The sequence below is a fragment of the Heliorestis acidaminivorans genome, assembly GCF_008933955.1.
GTDB lineage: Bacteria > Bacillota > Desulfitobacteriia > Heliobacteriales > Heliobacteriaceae > Heliorestis > Heliorestis acidaminivorans.
In genome coordinates this window covers 21319-43285 of sequence record NZ_WBXO01000011.1, presented here as the reverse complement: position 1 = coordinate 43285, position 21967 = coordinate 21319, and the positions used below count along the sequence as shown (strand labels likewise).

26 protein-coding genes are annotated in these 21967 nt (G+C 37.5%); 11 read left to right on the top strand and 15 right to left on the bottom strand.

What is annotated here, in order from left to right:
• Nucleotides 1-14: 14 nt before the first annotated feature.
• The gene (locus F9B85_RS12105; protein ID WP_170270508.1) at nt 15-2108 is read left to right on the top strand and encodes a PAS domain-containing hybrid sensor histidine kinase/response regulator; all 2094 of its coding nucleotides are present in this window, start codon (nt 15-17) and stop codon (nt 2106-2108) included.
• 37 nt (nt 2109-2145) lie between these two features.
• Nucleotides 2146-2370 carry a hypothetical protein gene (locus F9B85_RS12100; protein WP_151621298.1) on the top strand — a complete coding sequence of 75 codons (225 nt, stop codon included), beginning with the start codon at nt 2146-2148 and terminating at the stop codon, nt 2368-2370.
• A gap of 70 nt (nt 2371-2440) precedes the next feature.
• On the opposite strand, the gene F9B85_RS12095 is transcribed toward F9B85_RS12100, so the two are convergent.
• The 6 genes from F9B85_RS12095 to F9B85_RS12075 form a co-directional block, all read right to left on the bottom strand.
• Nucleotides 2441-2698, bottom strand: coding sequence for a cell division topological specificity factor MinE (locus F9B85_RS12095; RefSeq protein ID WP_170270506.1), 258 nt, complete (start codon nt 2696-2698; stop codon nt 2441-2443).
• A gap of 161 nt (nt 2699-2859) precedes the next feature.
• The gene (locus tag F9B85_RS15065) at nt 2860-3066 is read right to left on the bottom strand and encodes an aspartyl-phosphate phosphatase Spo0E family protein (RefSeq protein ID WP_151621293.1); all 207 of its coding nucleotides are present in this window, start codon (nt 3064-3066) and stop codon (nt 2860-2862) included.
• A 137-nt stretch (nt 3067-3203) separates the two neighbouring features.
• Nucleotides 3204-5081 (bottom strand): molecular chaperone HtpG, encoded by a 1878-nt coding sequence (gene htpG / locus F9B85_RS12085; protein ID WP_151621291.1) that lies wholly within the window; start codon nt 5079-5081, stop codon nt 3204-3206.
• A gap of 165 nt (nt 5082-5246) precedes the next feature.
• The gene (locus F9B85_RS14475; RefSeq protein WP_170270503.1) at nt 5247-5417 is read right to left on the bottom strand and encodes a hypothetical protein; all 171 of its coding nucleotides are present in this window, start codon (nt 5415-5417) and stop codon (nt 5247-5249) included.
• A 150-nt stretch (nt 5418-5567) separates the two neighbouring features.
• Nucleotides 5568-6116, bottom strand: a complete 549-nt coding sequence (locus tag F9B85_RS12080; protein ID WP_151621289.1) for an NADH peroxidase — start codon at nt 6114-6116, stop codon at nt 5568-5570.
• Between the two features lie 235 nt (nt 6117-6351).
• Nucleotides 6352-7251: a cation diffusion facilitator family transporter gene (locus F9B85_RS12075; protein ID WP_151621287.1), complete on the bottom strand. Its 900-nt coding sequence runs from the start codon at nt 7249-7251 to the stop codon at nt 6352-6354.
• Between the two features lie 420 nt (nt 7252-7671).
• Here F9B85_RS12075 and gshAB point away from each other — a divergent pair, with 420 nt between their 5' ends.
• The 3 genes from gshAB to F9B85_RS12060 all read left to right on the top strand — a co-directional run bounded on the left by gshAB (nt 7672) and on the right by F9B85_RS12060 (nt 11845).
• Nucleotides 7672-10011, top strand: a complete 2340-nt coding sequence (gene gshAB / locus F9B85_RS12070) for a bifunctional glutamate--cysteine ligase GshA/glutathione synthetase GshB (protein WP_151621285.1) — start codon at nt 7672-7674, stop codon at nt 10009-10011.
• A 206-nt stretch (nt 10012-10217) separates the two neighbouring features.
• Nucleotides 10218-11246 (top strand): methyl-accepting chemotaxis protein, encoded by a 1029-nt coding sequence (locus tag F9B85_RS12065; protein WP_151621283.1) that lies wholly within the window; start codon nt 10218-10220, stop codon nt 11244-11246.
• A 197-nt stretch (nt 11247-11443) separates the two neighbouring features.
• The gene (locus F9B85_RS12060; protein ID WP_151621281.1) at nt 11444-11845 is read left to right on the top strand and encodes a hypothetical protein; all 402 of its coding nucleotides are present in this window, start codon (nt 11444-11446) and stop codon (nt 11843-11845) included.
• Nucleotides 11846-11899: 54 nt separating this feature from the next.
• On the opposite strand, the gene F9B85_RS12055 is transcribed toward F9B85_RS12060, so the two are convergent.
• From F9B85_RS12055 to F9B85_RS12045, 3 genes are all read right to left on the bottom strand, one after another.
• The gene (locus F9B85_RS12055) at nt 11900-12082 is read right to left on the bottom strand and encodes an aspartyl-phosphate phosphatase Spo0E family protein (protein ID WP_170270501.1); all 183 of its coding nucleotides are present in this window, start codon (nt 12080-12082) and stop codon (nt 11900-11902) included.
• 174 nt (nt 12083-12256) lie between these two features.
• Entirely contained in the window at nt 12257-12436 is a 180-nt protein-coding gene (locus tag F9B85_RS12050; RefSeq protein WP_151621277.1) for a hypothetical protein, read from the bottom strand.
• A 39-nt stretch (nt 12437-12475) separates the two neighbouring features.
• Nucleotides 12476-14047, bottom strand: a complete 1572-nt coding sequence (locus F9B85_RS12045) for a methyl-accepting chemotaxis protein (protein ID WP_151621275.1) — start codon at nt 14045-14047, stop codon at nt 12476-12478.
• Nucleotides 14048-14294: 247 nt separating this feature from the next.
• Between F9B85_RS12045 and F9B85_RS12040 the strand changes: the two genes are divergently transcribed.
• The 3 genes from F9B85_RS12040 (at nt 14295) to F9B85_RS12035 (ending at nt 16486) form a co-directional block, all read left to right on the top strand.
• Nucleotides 14295-14594, top strand: coding sequence for a hypothetical protein (locus tag F9B85_RS12040; RefSeq protein ID WP_151621273.1), 300 nt, complete (start codon nt 14295-14297; stop codon nt 14592-14594).
• 3 nt (nt 14595-14597) lie between these two features.
• Complete coding sequence (locus F9B85_RS14470; protein ID WP_170270499.1) at nt 14598-14744, top strand: hypothetical protein; 147 nt, start codon at nt 14598-14600, stop codon at nt 14742-14744.
• Between the two features lie 398 nt (nt 14745-15142).
• Nucleotides 15143-16486, top strand: coding sequence for a TrkH family potassium uptake protein (locus F9B85_RS12035; RefSeq protein WP_151621271.1), 1344 nt, complete (start codon nt 15143-15145; stop codon nt 16484-16486).
• A gap of 45 nt (nt 16487-16531) precedes the next feature.
• Here F9B85_RS12035 and F9B85_RS12030 read toward each other — a convergent pair whose 3' ends face one another.
• From F9B85_RS12030 to F9B85_RS12015, 3 genes are all read right to left on the bottom strand, one after another.
• Complete coding sequence (locus tag F9B85_RS12030; protein WP_151621269.1) at nt 16532-16858, bottom strand: hypothetical protein; 327 nt, start codon at nt 16856-16858, stop codon at nt 16532-16534.
• Between the two features lie 325 nt (nt 16859-17183).
• A complete protein-coding gene (locus tag F9B85_RS12020; protein ID WP_170270498.1) occupies nt 17184-17615 on the bottom strand; it encodes an MASE3 domain-containing protein in 432 nt (143 codons plus the stop codon).
• Nucleotides 17616-17873: 258 nt separating this feature from the next.
• Nucleotides 17874-18206 carry a CGGC domain-containing protein gene (locus F9B85_RS12015; protein WP_151621266.1) on the bottom strand — a complete coding sequence of 111 codons (333 nt, stop codon included), beginning with the start codon at nt 18204-18206 and terminating at the stop codon, nt 17874-17876.
• A gap of 117 nt (nt 18207-18323) precedes the next feature.
• On the opposite strand from F9B85_RS12015, the gene F9B85_RS12010 reads away from it, so the two are divergent.
• Nucleotides 18324-18917 carry a LysR family transcriptional regulator gene (locus tag F9B85_RS12010; protein ID WP_151621264.1) on the top strand — a complete coding sequence of 198 codons (594 nt, stop codon included), beginning with the start codon at nt 18324-18326 and terminating at the stop codon, nt 18915-18917.
• A 213-nt stretch (nt 18918-19130) separates the two neighbouring features.
• Here the strand turns inward: F9B85_RS12010 and F9B85_RS12005 are convergent, their stop codons facing one another.
• Nucleotides 19131-19451 carry a hypothetical protein gene (locus tag F9B85_RS12005; protein WP_151621262.1) on the bottom strand — a complete coding sequence of 107 codons (321 nt, stop codon included), beginning with the start codon at nt 19449-19451 and terminating at the stop codon, nt 19131-19133.
• A 148-nt stretch (nt 19452-19599) separates the two neighbouring features.
• On the opposite strand from F9B85_RS12005, the gene F9B85_RS12000 reads away from it, so the two are divergent.
• Both F9B85_RS12000 and F9B85_RS14465 read left to right on the top strand, forming a co-directional pair.
• A complete protein-coding gene (locus F9B85_RS12000) occupies nt 19600-20058 on the top strand; it encodes a GyrI-like domain-containing protein (protein WP_151621260.1) in 459 nt (152 codons plus the stop codon).
• Between the two features lie 335 nt (nt 20059-20393).
• Nucleotides 20394-20531: a hypothetical protein gene (locus F9B85_RS14465; RefSeq protein ID WP_170270495.1), complete on the top strand. Its 138-nt coding sequence runs from the start codon at nt 20394-20396 to the stop codon at nt 20529-20531.
• A gap of 196 nt (nt 20532-20727) precedes the next feature.
• Here the strand turns inward: F9B85_RS14465 and F9B85_RS11995 are convergent, their stop codons facing one another.
• The gene (locus F9B85_RS11995) at nt 20728-21234 is read right to left on the bottom strand and encodes a hypothetical protein (protein ID WP_151621258.1); all 507 of its coding nucleotides are present in this window, start codon (nt 21232-21234) and stop codon (nt 20728-20730) included.
• Between the two features lie 46 nt (nt 21235-21280).
• Nucleotides 21281-21448 carry a PH domain-containing protein gene (locus F9B85_RS15060; RefSeq protein ID WP_423245057.1) on the bottom strand — a complete coding sequence of 56 codons (168 nt, stop codon included), beginning with the start codon at nt 21446-21448 and terminating at the stop codon, nt 21281-21283.
• Nucleotides 21449-21967: the final 519 nt, after the last annotated feature.

Genomic DNA, 21967 nt, shown 5'->3' with positions numbered 1-21967 from the left:
GAGGTGATAAGACAATGACTGAGCGACGTGAAGTCCACAAGTATCTATTTGAAGAATTAGTTGCTTCATTAGTAAAAGGTCCTTGGGGCGAAGTTAGTGAGAGTAAGTTTCTTCAAGCTATTGATGAAATGCCTGGACTAATTTGGTTAACTAATGAAGAAGGTTATTTCTACTTTTTTAATAAAAGTATACTACATTTCAAGGGACGCTCTCTTGATGAAGAATTAGGTATGGGTTGGACACAGTCGATTCACATAGAAGATCTTCAGTCTTGTCTGACTACCTTTCATAGTTCTTTTCTGGAACGAAAAAAAATAATTCATGAATATCGTTTACTTCATCATAGTGGAAACTATCGGTGGGTCTTAGAATCAGCTATGCCTAGGTATGGAGAAAATCAAGAATTTATCGGTTTCATCGGTTACTGTGTTGATATTACGGATTATAAAGAAACGGAAAAGGAACTCACTTCCACTAAAGAACAGATTCAGAATATTTTTGATAATCTTGAACAAGTTTTCTGGTCTATGGATATGGGCCTTTTTCGTTTTTTAACTATCTCTCCAGCCTGCGAGCATATACTAGGCTATACTACCACCGCTTTCTATGAAAACGCTCTGCTCTGGCAAAATATTGTATATCCAGACGATCTTGACATCTTTTTCTCTATGGAAAAAGATTATTGGGCAGGTAATATAACGGAGAAAAGTTATCGTATTATACATAAAAATGGAGCTATTCGCTGGGTAAGTAGCCGCATTGTACCTGTTCTAGATGCTCTGGGTAACTTAAGTCGTATTGATGGTTTGGTCACTGACATTACAGAGCAGAAACGGATCGAGAAGGAGCTCCAATTAGCTAAGGAGGCGGCGGAACAGTCTAGTCGTGCTAAGAGCGATTTCTTAGCTATGATGAGCCATGAATTGCGCACGCCCATGAATGGTATTATCGGTATGTCTGAACTATTAATTGAAACACCTCTCCAGCAAGATCAGCGCGAGTATGCTAATACCATTTTAGAGTCTTCTTCCCTACTTCTCGGCATTCTCAATGACATTCTAGATCTATCGAAGATCGAAGCTAATAAGATGAATCTTGAGCTTGTAGAGTTTCATCTTGCCGATCTAGTCTACAGTTCTATTAAACTTCTTCGCATGAAGGCTGAAGATAAAGGACTTAAGCTAATTGTTGAACTAGACCCTGCTCTAGATTCTTCAGTTTTCAAAGGTGATCCTGTTCGTATGCGACAAGTACTGCTCAATCTACTTAGCAATGCTGTGAAGTTCACAGAACATGGTGAAGTTGTTCTTAGTTGTAAGCTTTTAGATGTACAGGATGATTTGTCTACAGTCTACTTTGAAGTATCCGATACAGGTATTGGCATCTCTAATGAAGCTCAGGAGAACTTATTCCAACCTTTTACGCAAGCTGATTCTACAACATCTCGTAAATTTGGTGGCACTGGACTGGGACTTCATATCTGCAAACGCTTTGTTGAACTCATGGGTGGTCGCTTTGGCTTTTCTAGCATGCTCCATCATGGCTCTACTTTCTGGTTTGCTGTTCCAATCCTCCGCTCCCATAATGGTTGTCAGGTCCTTCAGTTTACACAAGCACCTATTAGTTCTTTAGATGTACCTTCACCTTCACATACTCCTTCTGATACCAAGATGATTCAGCAAACTTCTCTTGTAGATTCTGCTCAAGATGTGACCGTATTACTGGTAGAAGATAATCCTGTTAATCAGAAATTAGCTACAGCTCAATTGGGAAAATTAGGCATTTCTGTTCAGGTGGCTAATAATGGTCTGGAAGCTGTGAGGACTCTGGAAAATGCTTCCTTCAGTCTAATTCTAATGGATTGTCAAATGCCGGAAATGGATGGTTTTGAAGCGACACGTATTATTAGGAAAAGAGAAAGTAAGAGTTCTAATCGTATTCCTATTATCGCAATGACAGCTATGGCTATGCAAGGCGATAGAGAAAAGTGCCTAACTCACGGAATGGATGATTATATTAGCAAGCCAGTAAGTCTAGGCGTCCTCAGAGAATTATTACAAAAGTGGTTATCTATACCTAATCGACCAAATCAGAAAAGCCAAGCCTAGTCAGGAGGCGAAAAAAATTCTGGGAAAGAAAATTGCCATGGCTTTTTTTGCTTTTTCTACTTTTGTTTCTATAGCAGTTCTCAACATTATTATTGCAGGCCTTGTTGCCGCCTTAATATCTTTTCTTTTCAATCTTAACTTAACCTTAGAGGAATTGGCCAAAGTAGGCCTTATAGTTTTTTCTGCTAATCTTATTATCGCAATTATCAAGAGACCCCACGCCTTACTGAAGCTCTTTCATTGGTTTTGGAAAGGAAAATAGTAAAGCTATAGCAATAAAAAAACCGTAACTGTTTCTGTTACGGTTTTTTTATTGCTATAGCTGAATTATATTAGATTCTTGTTGCAGTTCGAGGAATGTTAGTTACATCTGGTATGTAGATTATTATTTTTTTCGTATCTTGTTCCGAACTCAAGTTAACTTTGACTTTCGAGCAGTCAATTTCTATATGCTTAGAAATAACTTTAATCATATCTTCGGTCATTGCTTTTATCAGTTGTGGAGTTACTTCTGCATCTTTATCATCTATAAAAATAATTAATTGGTTGGGATCTTGCAAGAAATCGCTTTCCTTGAATACAACATTCACTATAGATCACCACTTTCCACGAAACTTTACCTTACTCTCTTTTTCTACTTTTTTCGACAAGGCAATCTATTTTCCTGCTCTTACATGAGACTTTGGTCCCAAAATTTATCATTTTAAAAGAACATAGAACTATCTGTTCTATGTTCTAACCATCACTACCACTATGGGTAAAAATTTTTTTTAGATACTGATTGACTCGAATCTTTTTTGGGGAATTTTTTTATGTATTCTGTAACTAGTAAATCTAATTCCCGAGATATCCGATACAATATATCTGTATCCTCATCATTGTTCATTGCTCGATACATTTCTTTTCTTTTTTTGTCTATCTCGATTAATAAATCCAGTTTATCCCTCAAGAACCTCATTCCTTTGCAGGTGGGATTATCTGTTTTATTCTACATTGGCTTACAAATTCCTTCATCAAGCTGAAAAATGTCTCATGTTTTGCAAAATAATGGCATCTCGGGGCAAATTAAAGTGAGGCTTTTCAGCCCCACTTTTCTTAACTCATTAGCTTACATATATTATTGGAAAACTCCACTGGATCTTCTACTGCTAATCCTTCAATCAGTAAGGCTTGGTTGTACAATAAGTTTGTATATAGCTTAAGCTTCTCTTTATCGCCCTGACCAGCTTCCTTCAGTTGTTGAAAAACTGCATGGTTGACGTTAATTTCTAGTACTTTATCAGCCTTGATATTTTGGTTGTTCGGCATAGCGCTCAAGATCTTTTCCATCTCAATGGAAAGATCGCCATCGTTGGTCAGGCATACAGGATGATTTTTCAACCTTTTGGATGCTTTTACTGACTTGACTTTGTCGGCTAATAATTCCTTCATTTCTGTGAAGAGATCTAGATTAGACTGATCATCAGCATCGGAGGTATTAGCTTCTTCGCTTTCAATACCTAAGTCTCCGCTCGATACAGACCTAAACTCTTTTTCCTTATAAGCCCCTAGCATACGAATGGAAAATTCATCTACATCGTCTGTAAAGTATAAGATCTCATAACCTTTGTCATTCAGCAATTCCGTCTGAGGCAGTTTGTCAATGCGCTCAATCGATTCTCCTGAGGCATAATAGATGTATTTCTGTTCTTCTGTCATGCGGGATAGATATTCATCGAGAGTAACCATCTTTTTCTCTTTCGATGAATAAAAGAGCAATAAGTCTTGTAGGTCCTTTTTGTTAGCCCCATAATCACTGTAAAGGCCATACTTTAATTGTCTACCAAAAGATTTGTAAAACTCTTCGTACTTCTCTCTGCTGTTTTTCAGTAGATCTAAAAGCTCATTCTTAATTTTTGTTTTGATGTTCTTGGCGATTAATTTCAACTGCCGATCATGCTGTAACATTTCTCTAGATATATTGAGCGACAAGTCTTCCGAATCGACCATCCCTTTGATGAAACTAAAATAGTCAGGTAGAAGGTCAGCACACTTATGCATAATTAAAACGCCATTGGAGTACAGCTCTAGGCCTTTTTCATATTCTTTGGTGTAAAAATCAAAAGGCATTTTCTCTGGAATAAACAAAATAGCTTTGTAGCTAATCGTTCCTTCTGCACTTATGTGTATATGTTTTATTGGTTTGTCAAAACCAAAGTGCTTTTCCGCATAGAAGTTGTCGTAATCTTCTTGGGTCAATTCGTTTTTGCTCTTTTTCCAGATCGGCACCATGCTGTTGACGATCTCTTCTTCTTTGTATTGTTCGTATTCTTGTTCAGTGCCTTCTTTTAGTTTCGATTTGATTAGTTCCATTTTAATAGGATAGCGAATGAAGTCAGAGTATTTCTTGATGATTGATTTCAGACGATATTCCTCTAAGAATTCGTCGTAGTTCTCATCGGCTGTATTCTCTTTGATCTTAAGCACGATCTCAGTTCCGACGTTTTCTTTGCTGCAACTTTCGATGGTATAGCCGTCTGCGCCTTTGGATTCCCACTTATAAGCTTCATCACTGCCTAAGGCTCTGCTGGTCACTGTAACCACATCGGAGACCATAAAAGCAGAATAAAAACCTACGCCGAATTGACCAATGATGTCAAAGCCCTCTTTTAATTCTGTTTCTTTTTTGAAGGCGAAAGAACCACTTTTGGCAATAACACCTAAGTTTTCTTCTAGTTCTTCTCTAGTCATACCGATACCAGTATCTGAGATTTTCAAAAGCCTGGCTAACTTGTCTACTTCAACTTTAATGAAGTAATCTTCTTTGTTAAAGTTCAGGGCTTCATCAGTTAAAGCCTTGTAGTAGATTTTATCAATGGCATCACTAGCATTAGATATTAGTTCTCTTAAGAAAATCTCCTTATGGGTGTAGATGGAGTTCACCATCAGATCTAGCAGTCTTTTGGATTCAGCTTGAAACTGTTTTACTGTCATTGAAAACTCATCCTTCCAGCAACTGAAAGCATTCCACTTTCAATTTTTTTATACTTAACTGTTAGCACTCTTATCCCGAGAGTGCTAACAGTACTTTTTTTACCAGAAAAAATCCATGATGTCAATAAAAATTAGCAAAGAGCCTTTGCTCTATTTTCAATCAAGTTATGAGCGATGCTCTTGTAGCTGTAATATTCCTAAAGATATAACTCCAATTGATAATAAAGTTATTGCACCTTTAACATCGATTGTGCCTAAAATATTAAGCACCAATGTACTAACGCCCATCGAGACTGCCGTTGCTTTCAATATAAGAGAAAAAATATTTCTATTCATAAGCGACTCCTTTTTTAGCTAGCTCTTCATACTAGCTTTTTCCCGAAAATAAGTTTACTAATTCCAACAGAAGAAAAAAAGAGTCCCCTTCATAGCGAAGGGGACTCTTGCTTTACATAGCACTTATCTATGCAGTGAATTAAGTTGTTCTTACTTTTTGAAATGGCGATCGAGCAGACCTTTGAAGGCCGCGCCATGACGAGCTTCGTCTTTGCACATTTCATGAACTGTATCATGGATGGCATCAAGTCCGAGTTCTTTGGCTCTTCTGGCTAGATCTAGCTTGCCTTGACAAGCGCCATATTCAGCTTCAACTCGAAGTTCAAGGTTTTTCTGAGTAGAAGTAGTTACAACTTCACCAAGCAGTTCGGCAAACTTAGCGGCATGTTCCGCTTCTTCCCAAGCAATTCGCTTATATGCTTCAGCTACTTCAGGATAGCCTTCGCGGTCCGCTTGACGGCTCATAGCTAAGTACATACCAACTTCAGTGCATTCACCCACGAAGTTCATTTTAAGTCCTTCGATAACTTGCTCATCTATTCCCTTGGCGACACCAATACGATGTTCATCGGCCCAAGTTAATTCACCAGCCGCTTTTTCTTCAAACTTACTGGCAGGAGCTTTACAGGTAGGACAAACTTCTGGTGGAGCATCGCCTTCATGGCCATAACCGCAAATAACACAGATAAACTTTTTCACTGAGGAAACCTCCTTGAAATACTTTTAGAAATAGTTACTCTTAGCATATTCGTTGCAAGAGCTCCAATTCCTGCTACTCTTTTGAAATATTTTGTGAAAAATCACAAGATAATTAGATAATAAATTTATGTATTGAATGCCTGAACTTTGGCGAAAAGAGGTCATAGTCCATATTAAAACCCGTCAGCTTTTGACGGGTTTTAATATGCCTTAATTTCTTGTTAATTTCTTAATCTTAGGAAGGTTCTTGACTGTAGGGATTAACGTGAACAAATACTTTATTAATGTTACTGTGCTTCTTAAGTAAAGCCTCTTTTACCTTTTTAGAAATAGAATGTCCTTCTGCAACAGTAATAGTTGGATCTACACTAATTTTTATATCAACAACAATGTAGTGTCCATGTGTTCTAGCTAGCAGTTCATCAACCCTACTTACACCTCGAACCTGTTGGACTGTTTCAATATATGGTTCTGTTTCTTCCTTGTCTAGTACTTGCTCCATCATAATTAAACCTGACTCTTTTGCTAAAGAGTAGCCTATCTTGATTACGAGGAGAGCAACAAGTAAGCCTGCTAAGGGGTCTAGATACAGTAAGATGGGATAGTTCATTTGTTGCCCTATAATCGAACCTAGTACTCCAACGAAAGCGGCTATAGAGGAAAGGGCATCAGAGCGATGATGCCAGGCTTCAGCTTGTAGTGCGGGGCTATTAATCTTTTTGGCAAGGCGGTTTTTATACTGAAATAACAGTTCTTTTACAATAATGGAGATCAGAACAGCTATTAAAGCTATGCCTTTAGGAGCACTTGGCACTTCGCCAAAAAAAACTTTGGATGCTGAAAGGGCTATTTCTACGCCCACAACGATTAAAAGTATGGCTACAATTATGGTGGCGACGTTTTCTGCTTTCCCATGACCATAAGGATGGTCGGCATCTGGTGGCTTCTGAGCTGTTCTTAAGCCAGCTAGTACGGCAATTGATCCTGCCACATCTGAGGCTGAGTGGGCCGCATCTGCTATTAAGGCACGACTACCAGCAAGCCAACCGACAAGACCTTTCATAACTGCTAATAGCCCATTAAGGACTATACCGACCCAGGTCGCGAATTCAGCTTGTTTAAAACGATTATCCACAATAAATTACACCGCCATGAAAATATATACCTCTTTGGCACTTCTATTTATGCCAGTAGTATGAGCTTCTATACTTAATTCTGAACGGAGCAAACCAAACAAATAATAAGGGTATTTTGTATTTTATCACGTTTCATGGCTTTGATGTGTAAAAGGTCAATAAAGTCCTCGTCACCTGAAGAGAAAGTGAAAAAACAGACCAATTTTTAGCAGAGGTAGTTTGTCAAAACAGGATTTTTCTTTTTCATGGCGAATCAATGGCGAATCAATGGAAATCCATTATCGCATACTTAAGCTTATATGGTAGGATAATATTATTCAGGCTTATATATGTAGCAGAAAGTTCAAGAATTCACTTAGGCTTACCTTAGACCTCCTATCGTATTATCCTGCTAACTCCATAATGAATAGGGTGTTAATATGCATCGATTAGACAACAAGCTAATGGAATACATAATAAAAGAAAATCTCACGCTTCAATTATTTAAAGGTGATTTTGGGCTAGAAAAAGAGAATGTCAGGGTCGACGGTCAGGGTAAATTGGCTTTGACTCCTCACCCTGAAGAATTTGGTAGTAAACTGTACAATCCCTATATCAAAACAGATTTTTCGGAAAGTCAAATTGAAATGATCACTCCAGTCTGTGGAACTATTGAGGAAGCCTACAGTTTCCTAGAAAATCTTCAGGATATAGTCTCCTTAAATATTGGCGATGAATATCTATGGCCTCAAAGTAATCCACCTATTTTACCAGAAGAGGAAGCTATTCCAATCGCTGTTTTTGAAAGTGAAGGCAAATCACAAAGCGAGTATCGTCATAGGTTAGCTGAAAAATATGGTCGAAAGAAGCAGATGCTTTCGGGGATACACTACAATTTTTCTTTTGATGAAGATTTTCTGAAGATTTTACATGAGCAATTTGGCGCTAAGGAGAGTTACCGCTCTTTTAAGGATGCTCTATACCTTAAGGTAGCTAGAAACTTTTTGAGGCATCGTTGGCTATTAATCTATCTGACTGGTGCCAGTCCCGTTTTCCATAAGACTTATGGGGAGAATTTTGAAGCTATTAGCGAAGCGCTAGGAAGCGATTGCTTGTACTTTAAAGACTTGACCTCCTTAAGGAACAGCCAATGGGGCTACAAAAACGAAGAAGATTTTATTGTAAGCTACGACTCTTTAGCTGGTTATATTAAGGATGTTCAGTCCTTAATTGATGCCGGAAAGATTGCCAATGCCAGTGAGTTTTATAATCCCGTTAGGTTAAAAGCAAAAGGTCAAAAGGGCAACTTAGAGCTGTTGAAGGATGAAGGCATTAAGTATCTTGAGCTTAGAATCTTCGATCTGAACCCTTTGAGTAAGAACGGTATATTTATTGAAGATGTCTATCTTGTTCACCTCTTTATGATTTATATGTTATTACTAGAAGACTGTCCCTTCGGTGCTAAAGAGCAAGAGATTGCCAACCAGAACCATGACATAGCGACAATGCTAGGCAGACAAGCAGATGTACCTATTTATAATGAAGCTAGACAGTTAGTTCCCTTAAGAGAAGTAGCTCTCGATATACTGGCAGACTTAGAAAGAATTATAGAGGTACTAAATACCAAAGTAGATTTATTTACCACTTTGATAGACTCTTCCAAAGCAAAGGTTAAAGATCCGACAAAAACTTATGCTCAGAGAATTATTGAAGCAGTTCGTGAGCAATCCTATGTAGATTTTCACTTGGAGATAGCAAAGGAGTATTTGGAGGACAGTAGCAGTAAATCGACTTTATGTGGCTTTGAGGATCTGGAGTTATCAACGCAAATCTTGATCAGAGATGCTATCACTAGGGGAATTAGCTTTGAAATTCTTGATAGAGAAGAGAACTTTCTAAAGCTCACGCAAGGCTCTAAGGTAGAATATGTAAAGCAAGCAACCAAAACTTCCAAGGATTCTTATATCTCTTACTTAATCATGGAAAATAAGGTTGTAACCAAAGAATTGCTTAAAGAACAGGGCCTAACTGTACCTGCTAGTCTTAGCTACAGTTCAATTGACGAGGCGAAGTTATCTTTTGATAAGTTCCAGGGTGCTAAGATAGTTATAAAGCCAAAGTCGACAAATTATGGAATTGGCATATCCATATTCAAGGAGCACTTCACTAAGAAAGAATTTGATAGGGCTCTGGAGATTGCTTTTCGATATGATCAAACTGTCTTAGTTGAGCACTTTGCGCCTGGTAAAGAGTATAGATTTTTGGTCATAGGCAACGAGGTAGTTGGAGTACTTCAAAGAGTACCAGCGAACGTGCAAGGAGATGGCCACAAGAATATTCGGGAACTAGTGCAGGTAAAAAATAAAGACCCCTTAAGAGGTCAGGGCCATAAAACACCTTTGGAAAAAATTGCTCTCGGCGAGATAGAGGAAGGCTTCCTAAAGTCACAGGGGAAGGATTTTGACTATATCCCCGCTCAAGGCGAGGTCGTCTTTTTAAGGGAGAACTCCAATATTAGCACGGGTGGTGACAGTATCGATTATACCGATACTGTTCATGAAAGCTATAAGCAGTTAGCCTTGAAGGCGGCACAAGCTGTTAGAGCGAATATTACAGGCGTTGATATAATGATTCAAGATATTAACAAGCCTTATGATGACTCTAATTATGCCATAATCGAGTTGAACTTTAATCCAGCTATGTATATGCACTATTACCCCTATCAAGGTAAAAGGCGACCGGTAGGAGAAAAGGTGTTAAGTTTGTTATTTGACAAGTGAGCGGGTTGATAGGTAGGGTAATTTCTTAAGTAAAAATGTTATTTGATCATATTCCTTTATTATCGTTAATTGTGTTATAATGGAAATCTAAAAACCCATAGACAATGAGGTCTAAAAAAGAGGTAACTATACTTCTTTTTTAGACCTTTTTTATATTTTTTGTTACACATAAAAAACCTTGATTCTTAAAGGAGATAGATGAAAAAATGAATAAAATATTAATATCTCAACAAGATAACGGTCTTTCTGATCTTTTAAGTCGTCTCACAAAAGGGACAGATAATTTAAAAAAGGCGCTTTTATCTATTAATAAAGTTTCAAAACAGACTAACTTGCTTTCAATAAATTCATCGATCGAAGCCGCAAGAGCAGGAGAAGTCGGTCGTGGCTTTCGCATCGTAGCTGAAGAAATAAAAAAACTAGCCGATACAAGTGCTATTGCTACACAAGAAAGCTCTAAGCTAATTGAAGAAATTCATCAAACCTCTTTAGAAGTTGTTGCTGTTCGTACAGAAGATGTTGCTTATGATACAATTGATAAAGTTGAGCGAAATCTTTTTGAACGCAATTGTGATGTGCAAGCATGGGCCACCTTTGAAGAAATTCGCAAGTGCTTACAAGATAATGCCCCCAATCGATTTGAAAAAGCTACCGCATTAATGAAAAATATCATTCATATATACGAGGTGTATCGAGATCTTTATCTAACAGACTGTAATGGAAAAATTGTAGCCGCTGGCATAAATCAATCATTAATTGGTTCAGATGCATCATCTGAGAAATGGTTTGTTGAACCTATGAAAAGTGGTAATGTATATGGAAGTGATCTCTTTTACTGTAACCGCTCGAAAGGCTATTCCTTGGCCTATTCCTGTCCCGTTAAAGATTGGAATGGCAATATCATAGGCATATTCTCAACACGTTTTAACTGGGACTATATTTATGATATTTTAGATTCTGCTAGAATTGGAAGGGAAAGTAATCTTTATATGGTGAATCGTAAAGGTCTTATCATAGCTTCAAAAGATCGCTCTGGTATATTACAAAGAGATTTATCTTCTCTAGAAGCAGTACGTCGTTCTTTTCAAGGAGAAGAGCAAGGCCATACCCTTGAAGCGAACCAATTCGGTAAAATTCTTATTTTCGGATTTGCTCGTTCGCGAGGTTACAACTCATATCTTGGCAAAGATTGGACTGTGGTGGTTGAGGAAGAATTTGTACATAGAAAAGGTTAGATTCTAGCCGGAAAGCATAGCCCTGCTGGCTTTGATTTTCTCTTTAATATTTGGTTCTAAAGATAAAAACTTTCCACTGCGATACCCCTTTTATTTGATTTTTTCGTGATTGATTTACTCTTTTAAGGGAAAATCTAATCTATATGATAATAAATATTGTTCTTGCCTTTTTTTTGCCCTGGATGTTTGGTCTTTTTTTGTACAGAAAAGATAAGTTTATCGTCTTATTGACAGCCCCAATTGCTTCTGCAATTGCTTTTCTTTTTAACGAGCTTGGCTTTGCTTTGGGCTTTTGGCTACTTTATCCTATTTATGACCATGTCTCTATAAGTGCCCTGCCCTTTAATCTTGGATTTTACCCAGTCGTAGCATCTTTTTTCGGATATTTGCTAATCAGGCGTTCTATGAGCCCTCCATGGTTGATTCTGTTATTTCCCACTGCACTTACTGTGGGTGAAACCATTGTCTATTATCTTGGTCTAGTCACCTATTTTAATGGATGGCACATGGGCTGGACTTTTGTTTCTTACCTCGCTTGGATTTTAATCATTTACTTTTACTTGAAAGCAATCTACCCTCTCCTAGAGCCTGAAAAATAAAAAGATCATAGACTTATTTGTTCTATGATCTATCTTTCTTTATGCAAGTAATAGTTAACAGGCTGATTGAACTAAATCTCTATCACTCGGATATTTTTTCATATATTCAACAATTAAGACATCAAGTTCACAGGATAGCTTTAAAAGTTCTTCGTAAGCTTGCCCTAGTTCAGCGGCTCTGTACATTGCTTTTCTCTTTCTATCTATCTTTCTCAGCAAAGTTAATTTATCCCTCATAAACCTCATTCCTTTGTAAATGGAATTACTTTCTTTATTCGACACTGGCTTACAAATTCCTGCAGGTTGGTGAAAGATCTTTCTAATTTGCATGGAACTGTTGCATTTTTTCTAAATAAAAAGTGGAACAGTTGATCAACTGTCCCTTGAACAAGAATGGTTTGTAATTTCTTTCTAACGAACCATACTTTTACGTAATTCATCGAGTAGCTTCTGTATTTTCTCCCAGTTCTCAATTGTAGAGATAGATGCTTCAGAGTAAATTAAATCGAACTCTTCTTCTGACATTTCACTAATTCTCTTTTTCAATTCTTCAGTTTCTAATTCTAATAATTCATTAACTTTTTTAGACAATCTCCTCCCCCTCTCTAAAGAACGTTATCCCTTTCTAAGTCACAATCTCTCGACCATTGTTTTTAATCTTTCTGCGATTTCCATAAGTTTTCTAGCATTTTCAGCTACTTGTTCTGCTCCTGCAGATTGTTCTTCTGTTGTGGCTGATACTTCTTCTATGCTTGCAGAAATCTCTTCACTGACAGCTGATATATTTTGTGCCGACTTAACTACTTCTTCTGAGCTTGCCATCATTTCTTCTGTTGCCGCCGAGACCTCTTGAATATCGTCAATAACAGACTGTACTGAAGTAGATATAACTTCAAATTGTTCTTCAACCTCTTTTATCATCTTCGCTTCATCTGATACAACAAGAGCGGCTTTTTCAATTTCCTGTACGATATAACCAATCTCTTCTTGTACAGTATGAACAATATTGGATATATCGACAGCTGCTGTTCCTGCTTGCCCTGCTAATTTTCTTACTTCATCTGCTACGACAGCAAAACCTTTTCCAGCTTCACCGGCTCTAGCCGCTTCGATTGCCGCATTGAGAGCTAATAAGTTGGTCTGATCGGCAATGGTTGAAATGGAATTAACGATTTTTCCTATCTCTGCTGACTTGGCCGATAGCTGAGATGCTGCTTTTTTGTTATGACTAACAGCATTTTCTATAACAATGATTTCTGCAGACACCTTATGCAACTGCTCTATACCAGACTTTGTTAAGTTCATAGCTTCCACGGAAGCTGATGAAACGGAGCTTGTTCTATTTGCGACATCTTTTAATACTTGAGCTAGTTGTTCTAATAAGACTGTTGATTTTTCTGTGTCCTTAGACTGTTCCAATGAACCTCTTGCTAGTTCTTGTATAGTAAGTGCAATTTGCTCTGAACCTTTTCCTGATTCTACTGATGTTTTTTCTAGTTCTTGTGAAGATTTATTTATCTCAATAACATATTCATTAAAGCTTGCTACAACCTTCCCAACAGAAGCCGTTAAATCCTTGCCTACTACCCAAGAAACCGTACTAGCTAAAACGAGGAGAATAGCAAGCAAGCCGTAAATTAATAGCTCTATTTTCTGGGAATATAAGTATTTTTCTTCTGCAATATCTTGATTCAGTAGTACAAGCGAATCGAAAAGACGATCTAAATCCGTTCCTAAGACTTTCATATCTCCTTGCATAAGTATATCTAACTGTTCCATATCTTTTTGCTGACTAATCTGTAAAGCTCTTTCTTCGAAGTTTTTTAACTTAGGAAGCATTCCTATAAGCTCATTCATTAGTTTTTCTTCTTCTGGGACAAGATAGGATTCTAAATATCTCTCTACTGCCTTTTCTATTTCGTTAAAATGCTGATATATTTCTTGTGATTTACTTTCCATTTCAGCTGTATCATGACTGATAATGTGTTCCCGTAAAAGAACTTTCATAGTCATTAAATGATGTCTTGCTGTTGTGATTTCTTGTAATGGAATTACTCTATCATGGTAAACTTCATCTAGCTCTGTGTTAACTATGAAAAGTCCAGCTACTGCTACTGCAACTGTTATCATCATGATACTTATTATTGTAATGAGACCCGTTTTTACTTTACGGACAATGGGTAGTTGACGAAACCACTTCATAATGTTCCCCCTTTCTTTTTTGGTAAATATTTACAATTTAGGATATGTTCTTTTATTAAAAGGGTTAATTATAAGAAGCAAAAAAAAGCGTGAGGCTTAATGCCCCACGCTTTTCGTAAAGGTCTGCACCTATGTTCCTTGATAGTACCCCACACCGATGGTATCAATATGTCCGTTAATACAGAAATCAAGAATACATCTTCATTTTACCAAGCATAAGCTATACAGAGAGGAGCTGTTGGCTATTATGCAAAGAAACAAAGAAAAGAACTGCCGAAAAATTACAGACTACAGTACCAATGATTTATTTTTAGGCAAAAATCTTGACATCGTTACAGCAGCTTTGTTGCTAACAGGCAAACTCAAAGTGGACTCTGTAAAGCTTTATCGTGGATCGCCTGTTGTATCCGTAGAACTGCTCGGCAAGTACTTGAACAATAATAACGAAAAATCGAATAAATTGGCCGAGTTTTTGAAGAAAAATGGCGATATGACTATTGATGAAGTTTTCGAGGCCTTTCAAAAAAGAATGGAAAAGGATGATTAATCCATGACCTATCAAAAGGATAAGAAAAAAGAGAAAGACTTCTCTTTTCCCGGTCAGGCTTTGTCAGAAAGCATAGCTCTGCTGGCTTTGATTTTTTTGTTAATATTTGGTTCTAAAGATATAAAAGATTTAACAGACGCACCGGAATAACGTCGGTACTTCTCTCCCAAATAGCTGTGATGGGATATGTTTTGTATTTACAAGTAATTAGGATTAAACACCAATCCATAAACATAGAGGGACTTTTCCCCTTTATGTAGAATAAGGAAATAAGAAGTTAAGTTATGAAAAGGAGGCCTGTAATGACTGTTTAGTAAGCCATTACAACATTTTCATACGATGTATTGGATTTTTACTTCAATTCATAGAAACTTATGGCCTTTTGCTTATGTTCATAATCGTGATGATGTTCGCATTTTAGAAAGTAATATTATTTATGATATGCACACACATGACATAGATATAAGGAACTTGGATGTCAAGTTATCCGTATCAAGTTTTAACAATGACGGTTAAATGACTTCAGATTAGGAAGAAGGACTATCAGCATGCTTGTCTATCGTGGGAAGCTTGCTTCCTATCAGATTATGTTACTAGGTTTTGGGATTATTATTTTGCTGGGAGCAGTCTTATTACATTTGCCTGTATCATATGCCTCAGGTCAAAGCCTGGGGTTTATTGATGCTTTATTTACTGCTACTTCTGCTGTCACTGTAACGGGTTTGATTGTTGTAGATACAGGAAGCCATTTTTCTCTATTTGGTCAGATTGTCTTAATGGCACTAATTCAAGTCGGTGGTCTCGGATTTATGGCTTTTGGCGTTCTTTTTGCTGTAGCACTAGGAAAACGTATCCGACTTAAACAACATTTAATGATTCAAAACAGCACCAATGCTATCTCAACTCAAAGCGTTATTAAGCTTGCTCTGGCCATTGTGATTATTGCTTTTTCTTTTGAAGCCGTTGCAGCACTTGTACTTGCTTTTCGTTGGTATGAGGAATTAGGGATGGCTACTTCTCTATACTATGGTCTTTTTCATGCTATTTCTGCTTTTAATAATGCAGGTTTTGCTCTGTGGTCTGATAGCTTAATGCAGTATGTTGGCGATCCTGTTGTGAATCTTATCATCTCTGGTCTTTTTATCTTTGGTGGGCTTGGCTTTACAGTTATATTAGATATGTACCACAAGCGTAATTGGCGGAATCTGGCACTTCATTCGAAAATTGCTATCATCACTTCCACCTTACTTATTGTCATAGGCTTTTTCTTTTTTCTTTTTGTTGAGTTGTTGAATCCAGCTACCTTAGGTAACTTGCATTGGAGCGAGCAACTCTGGTCTGCTTACTTTCAAAGTGCTGTGACAAGAACAGCAGGCTTTAACACAGTCGATATTGGGGCCTTGATGCCTGCAACCCAGTTGTTCTTTTTGTTTCTTATGTTTGTCGGTGCTTCATCCGGTTCAACAGGTGGCGGTATCAAAACGAATACACTGGCTATTCTCGTTGCATCCATGCTTTCGATTATCAAGGGGGAAAAAGAGGTTCAACTCTTAGAACGACGTATTCCGCGTGAGACCATTCTTCGAGCTTTGGCTGTTATTATGATTTCTTTGGGTATTATTTTATTTGTTACGTTGGCTTTAACTTTAACGGAAGAAGCCAGTCACAACGAAGTATTGATGATTCTTTTTGAAGTGGTCTCTGCTTTCGGTACCGTTGGCTTATCCATGGGTATAACCGATCAATTAAGCGATATAGGCAAACTTCTTATATGCATTACTATGTTCATTGGCCGTCTTGGACCTCTGACGATTGCTGTTGCATTGGCTCAAAAAGTTGAGAAAAGACAAAAAAGAGTCAAGTATATTGAAGGAGAGGTTTTGATCGGGTAAAAGATCACGACGTAACCATGTCAAAGGGCTTTCTATATCGCTCCATCAGGCTTTGAACGGCACGAACACAGACTTTGTCATTTCGCTGAGAATCAAAGAGATATTCACTTTCTTTGCTACAGGTTGATGCCTATCAAAAAACTGTAAACCAGAGAAAAAGTGAGTAGCCAAAAACTGGCCAATACTTACTACACCGATCATAATAATGAAATTACGAAGTGTCTCTTGAACAACAGTTATCCAGAATCCTTGCTTTTTCGCTTTCGACCACTTTCGATAAAACCTTTGATCAAATTCACCTGCCTTGACGATTCGAATCGTTGCAGAGACAATTAAAATGACAACTACCTGACTTGATTTCAGCGTTTTCACCTCCGAGTGACAATGAGCGATTAATAGCGTCTAACTTATGGACTCTTGATTGAACTAGCATTCACTTAAATCGTACATACATCGAATCCTTTTTGCAATTTGTTTGGGTGGTGCATACATGCTGTTGATGTTCTTGACAAAGATCCCTTTGGTGGAGGCAAAATTATCGATTCATATGGTGGTAAGTCTCTCCATCATCAATCGCATGGTGAAGCGTTGTTTTTCCTTGTCGGAGCTGGGACATTGGTCAAGGCAGTTTTGCCGTTGAAGACTTAAATAGGGTTATAAACAAGATATTTTATCTGTTGGAAGCTCACGCAATAAATCAGGATAAGAAGATAAAGTCAGATCTAAAAGTTATATCTAATGAAAATAGCAGTAAAACGATTGCTTCAACGATTCTTACAACGAGTCGAAATCTATTTGCTAAGTCGTATTCTCCTGATATATGTTGAAAAAAGTCAATTCCTGCTAAAGTATGGCTAAGATTAAATACGGCAACAGCAAGGAAGGCAAATCCAATCATATGTATTTTAGGAGAAGCCCTATCAAATAAAAACCAAGTAATCATAAAACCAGACAAGGCAAAAAATATGGCAATAAGTTCGACTGCTGTATGAGCAAAAACAATATTAGAGTCCTGGATTACAGCAATTAGAAAAAAAGAGACTAAGCAAGCAACGAAGATAAAAGCTAAAAACTGCAATAATGTCTCAAATAATGGAGGAACTCGCCTCACTAAATTTAGGCTATTCAAGATGACATTCCCCCTAAAACGTCAAGATAATCTCATTATAGACGTTGTTACAAGGAGTATATGTCGAATTTTGACAGTTGGCGTTATTTAATTTTTTACACAACAGAAATTCCTGCACCACCTCCCTCAACCGTTCATGCGCTGCTTCAATATACTGCTGTTCAATATCAAAGGCGATAAACCGTCTCCCCAGCTTTTTCGGGCTTTTCTTTTTTACTAACTGTTGGCCACAAATAGTCGCAGCAGAGATTCTTATTTTTAATGAGTCCACTCTAGCAAAATAGCCTTTTCACCAATATGTTTCTTTATAGATGAAATCATTTGCTCTTTATGGGGGCAGGCGAATCCAATAGGGCTGCCTTTTGTAATGCAAGATGCTAAGACTATCGCTTCGACACCACGGTTTACCATTGTTTCGGCTCGGGTTACGCTTTTTTTCCCTGGACAGCCTCCGCAACTGTTAAAAGCAACGATCTTGATAGGTTCAGAAAATTGTTCAAAAACGCCTTTGTTTTTTTTGGCTACAACAAAATCTGTTATTCCTGGACAGAAATCTTCTGTTTGTTGACACCGAATGATTCCAACTTTCATAAAAAGGGCCTCCTGCTACTGCATTTTCTCAGATATATTTGGCTATTATTTTAAGCGATGATATCCTATAATAAAAATATTTTTTTTTACTGAATCCATAAGAAAAATATATAGGTTGTGGCACCCTTGAATTTAAATCACTTGAGAATTTTTTATGCAGTCGCAAAAGCCCAAAGTTTTTCAAAAGCAGCTGAAGAACTATTTGTGAGTCAACCTAGCCTTTCTGTTCAGATCAAACGCTTTGAACAAGATCTAGAGGTTAAGCTTTTTCATCAAGTAGGAAGGCAGATTGTATTAACCGATATTGGTGAAAAAGTTTTCCTATACGCACAAAAAGTTTTCTCTGTCGTTGATGAACTGGAGCATCATCTTCAAGCTTACAAAGGCCTTAACCAAGGTAGATTGGTTGTAGGTGCTAGCACCACCCCTGGAACGTATATGCTTCCTAAAATTCTTGGACAATTTAAACGAAACTTTCCTGCCATTGAGGTAACTTTAGAAATCGGCAATTCCAAAGAAATCGAAGAAAAAATACTGAACCATCAGTTGGAAGTGGCTTTTGTCGGAGAAGATGTTATTGAAGAACGGTTACATATTGTCCAAGTGCCTGAGTTGATGATTTCTCGAAGTATTAACGTAATTTACCTCAAAGATGTTGCATTGTCTGTCCCTGCTGTTGCTCTTTTAGACAAAAAATGCCCCCCTCAGTAGCAGATTTTAATTATTTCATCTGTCTACCTTAAGGGGAGCATATCATTATTCTGACGGGTCTCTCTTTCTACCAGTATCCAAAATATCATTCACTGGCGAAGTCTAACTGTGTACCTCCCTCACATCACTTTGAGTTAAAGCCAATTGGAGGTCAAATATGCTAAACAGCTTTAGAAACATCACAACTACAAACTTTGGTGTATGGGGACGTAGTTATAGGGCGACGGTTTTAAACAACGTTGCCTTTGGAAGTGGTTGCTCTAATTGGTGAAAAATAAAAAAAAGACGAAAAGCGTTTAATAACACCCTCACATCGGCACTTTTCTTTAAGTGTTCTTCTGGCTTGTCCTGATAGTATTCTCGATCCACGACAGGCAATAGAGCATACAGCTTTGGGTTGCTGCGTTCTAGAATCTCTTCGTACTTCATTGCACCTACGTCAACAGTACGATAAGAAAAGTCTAGGTGCTGTCCTGGAGCGACAAAGTATTTGAGCCGTTCTTTCACTCTATGGTTATAGTCATGAGTAGACAAACGAACCCTATCAGTGGTATAATATGGTTGAGAAAGAAAGAACATGATCTGTATCGACTAAATACCAGCCTGGCTGTACCGAGCAGCTTTAGGGCTGGTTTTTTGTTAGGTCTAGGCTTTGTATTTTGTCGAAGGAGGAAGGATAGTTATGAGTTATCATTTTGAAGTAAGCCAAGAACCTGCTCAACCCGTTCTATCAATTCGTACAAGATCAAGAGTTGATGACTTGCCAGCACTTTTTAGCAAAGCTTATGAAACTATTTTTCAGCATCTCCATAAAATTGGAGAAAAACCTGCTGGTATCCCCTTTGGAGCCTATTACAACATGGATATGGATAATCTCGATATAGAGATAGGCGTTCCTGTGTCTAAGCAACTTAGTGGCAAAGGCGACATCCAAGCTAGTGAAATTCCAGCGAGTCATCAAGTATCCTATCTGTATAAAGGTCCATACAAAGATTCGGCCTCTGTTTATGAGGCTATGCAAAAGTGGACGATGGAAAATGCTTATAGTCCCACTGGTGTAGTCTATGAATTTTACTACAACTCACCTCTGGAAGTTCCAGAAAGCGAGCTGTTAACGAAGATCGTTTTTCTTCTAGAGTAAGAATAAAATTTGCTTATCTAAATCTTCAGGTTTATTAAGTTAAGGCATTTCAACGATGTAAGGTCTATCAAAATTACGATAAAGAACTTGCTGGCGATCAATATGTAAATACAGGCACAGGCTTTGTGTGTTACGACGTCAAAAGGGACAGCAGTTCTACAACGGAATCTAACGAGAAAGTTTCATCAGCTACTGGCAAAAGCTAACCTTCCTTTATATAGCCTATTTTCGATACGGAAAACCTTTGCTGTTCAACTGCTAGAGATGGATGTCCGGCCAGAAGTTATACAGGAGTTGATAGGGATCGGCAGTTTGGATAAAAAGGAGGTTGTAAAATGGAGTTTATTTTAACTCCTATAGCATTTTTAGCTCCTATAGCATTTGTTTTCGCTCTGGCGGCTATTTCACAAGTAGGTTCACTAAAAAAAGATATAGCATATTTAAAGAGTGAAATAGAAAAACTAAAAAAATAAGATGAAACTTTTATGCAACTTACTGGAAGCGATAGTTCAACAGCAATACCACTTATAAGGAAAACACCATCAGCACGATGATTTTCAGTCAGCCGATTATTGAAACAACTAACAGAAGAACAGTTATCGGAAAATAATATGAGCCAGTTGGTTTGGCAATAAGTTTCTTGTTTGTCATGAGTTGCCCCGCTAAACTCTATAGCAAGTGATAGTAGTAATAGTTTGCACGTTCAATAAATTCATTCAACTCGATATATTTCAATGCGATAAATACAGACAAAAAACAGATCGCCGTAATCAAAAAAGCTTTTAATTTAGTAATCTCTCTACTACTTTCTTTACTTCGCCATAAAAGAGTCAAAATAACAATCAAAAGAACAGTATAGATTCCTAAAAATAACAGGCTGACTCTTTGCTGAATAATTTCATCTACTGCTTCTTTAAACTGATGAAGTTGGTTGTGGTTGTTTTCGTTTTCTCTTATACCTACCCTAACTTCTTCTACTGATAGGCCGACTGTCCAATTGTATTCTACCTCTTCTACCTTAACTTGTTCTATCTTATAGAAGGAAGTACCGCTATTTCCTGTCCATACACTTTTAATTTCATCTCTTTGTATGAACAAGAAAGTTGTAAAAAGCAGAGTTATGGTGACAAAAACAGCAATCACCATTGCAATCTGTCGTTTTAATAATGAACTCAAAATAGACACCCTCCCTCCCATAAACAGAACGAACATCTTAAGGAAATTAGCTCCGTATACTGCCTTCAATTTTCATCTGTGGACATCGCTGCTTTAACTTCGAGACAAAGTCTTCCTGGTGTTCTGGCGATATAAAAACGCTGTTAGCAGGTTCACCATGAATTATTTCTAAGCGTTCGATAGAAAGTGCAGGTCCAGACTGAAAAGTTCGGATTTTTCGTATCCTTCCATCAGGACAAAACCCACCTTATTGTTGATTTATGTTTATTTTACCATGATTAAATTTGTAATTCACTAAAACAAAATCCTATGGAAAACTGGATCAGCGAGAATGGCTGATTACATACGACAAAACCCGTCATTTCTGACGGGCTTTTCTTTCTTTGATACAGATTAACTACAGCAGTTTGTCAGACGTAACAAAACCAGAACCCCTTCCTTTTTCGCCCAACTAAAAATACACTATCGCTACTTTGTACTGAAGCCAATATGTTACAATAGATCTAGTGAATTGAAATAGGAGTGGTTTGTTAGTATGGATCGAAAGAATAGTATCATTCTTATTAGTTCTCTTTTGTTGCTATTCTCAGGTGTCTTTTATTTTTACCATGATTATAATCAGAAGGTATTAAAGAGAAGCATATATCCTATAATGCATGAAGATATTAGAGCTAAAGGCGCCAATTAGCAAAGTTATCACAGATTGATAGTATGTTAAACGACCAACGACCTA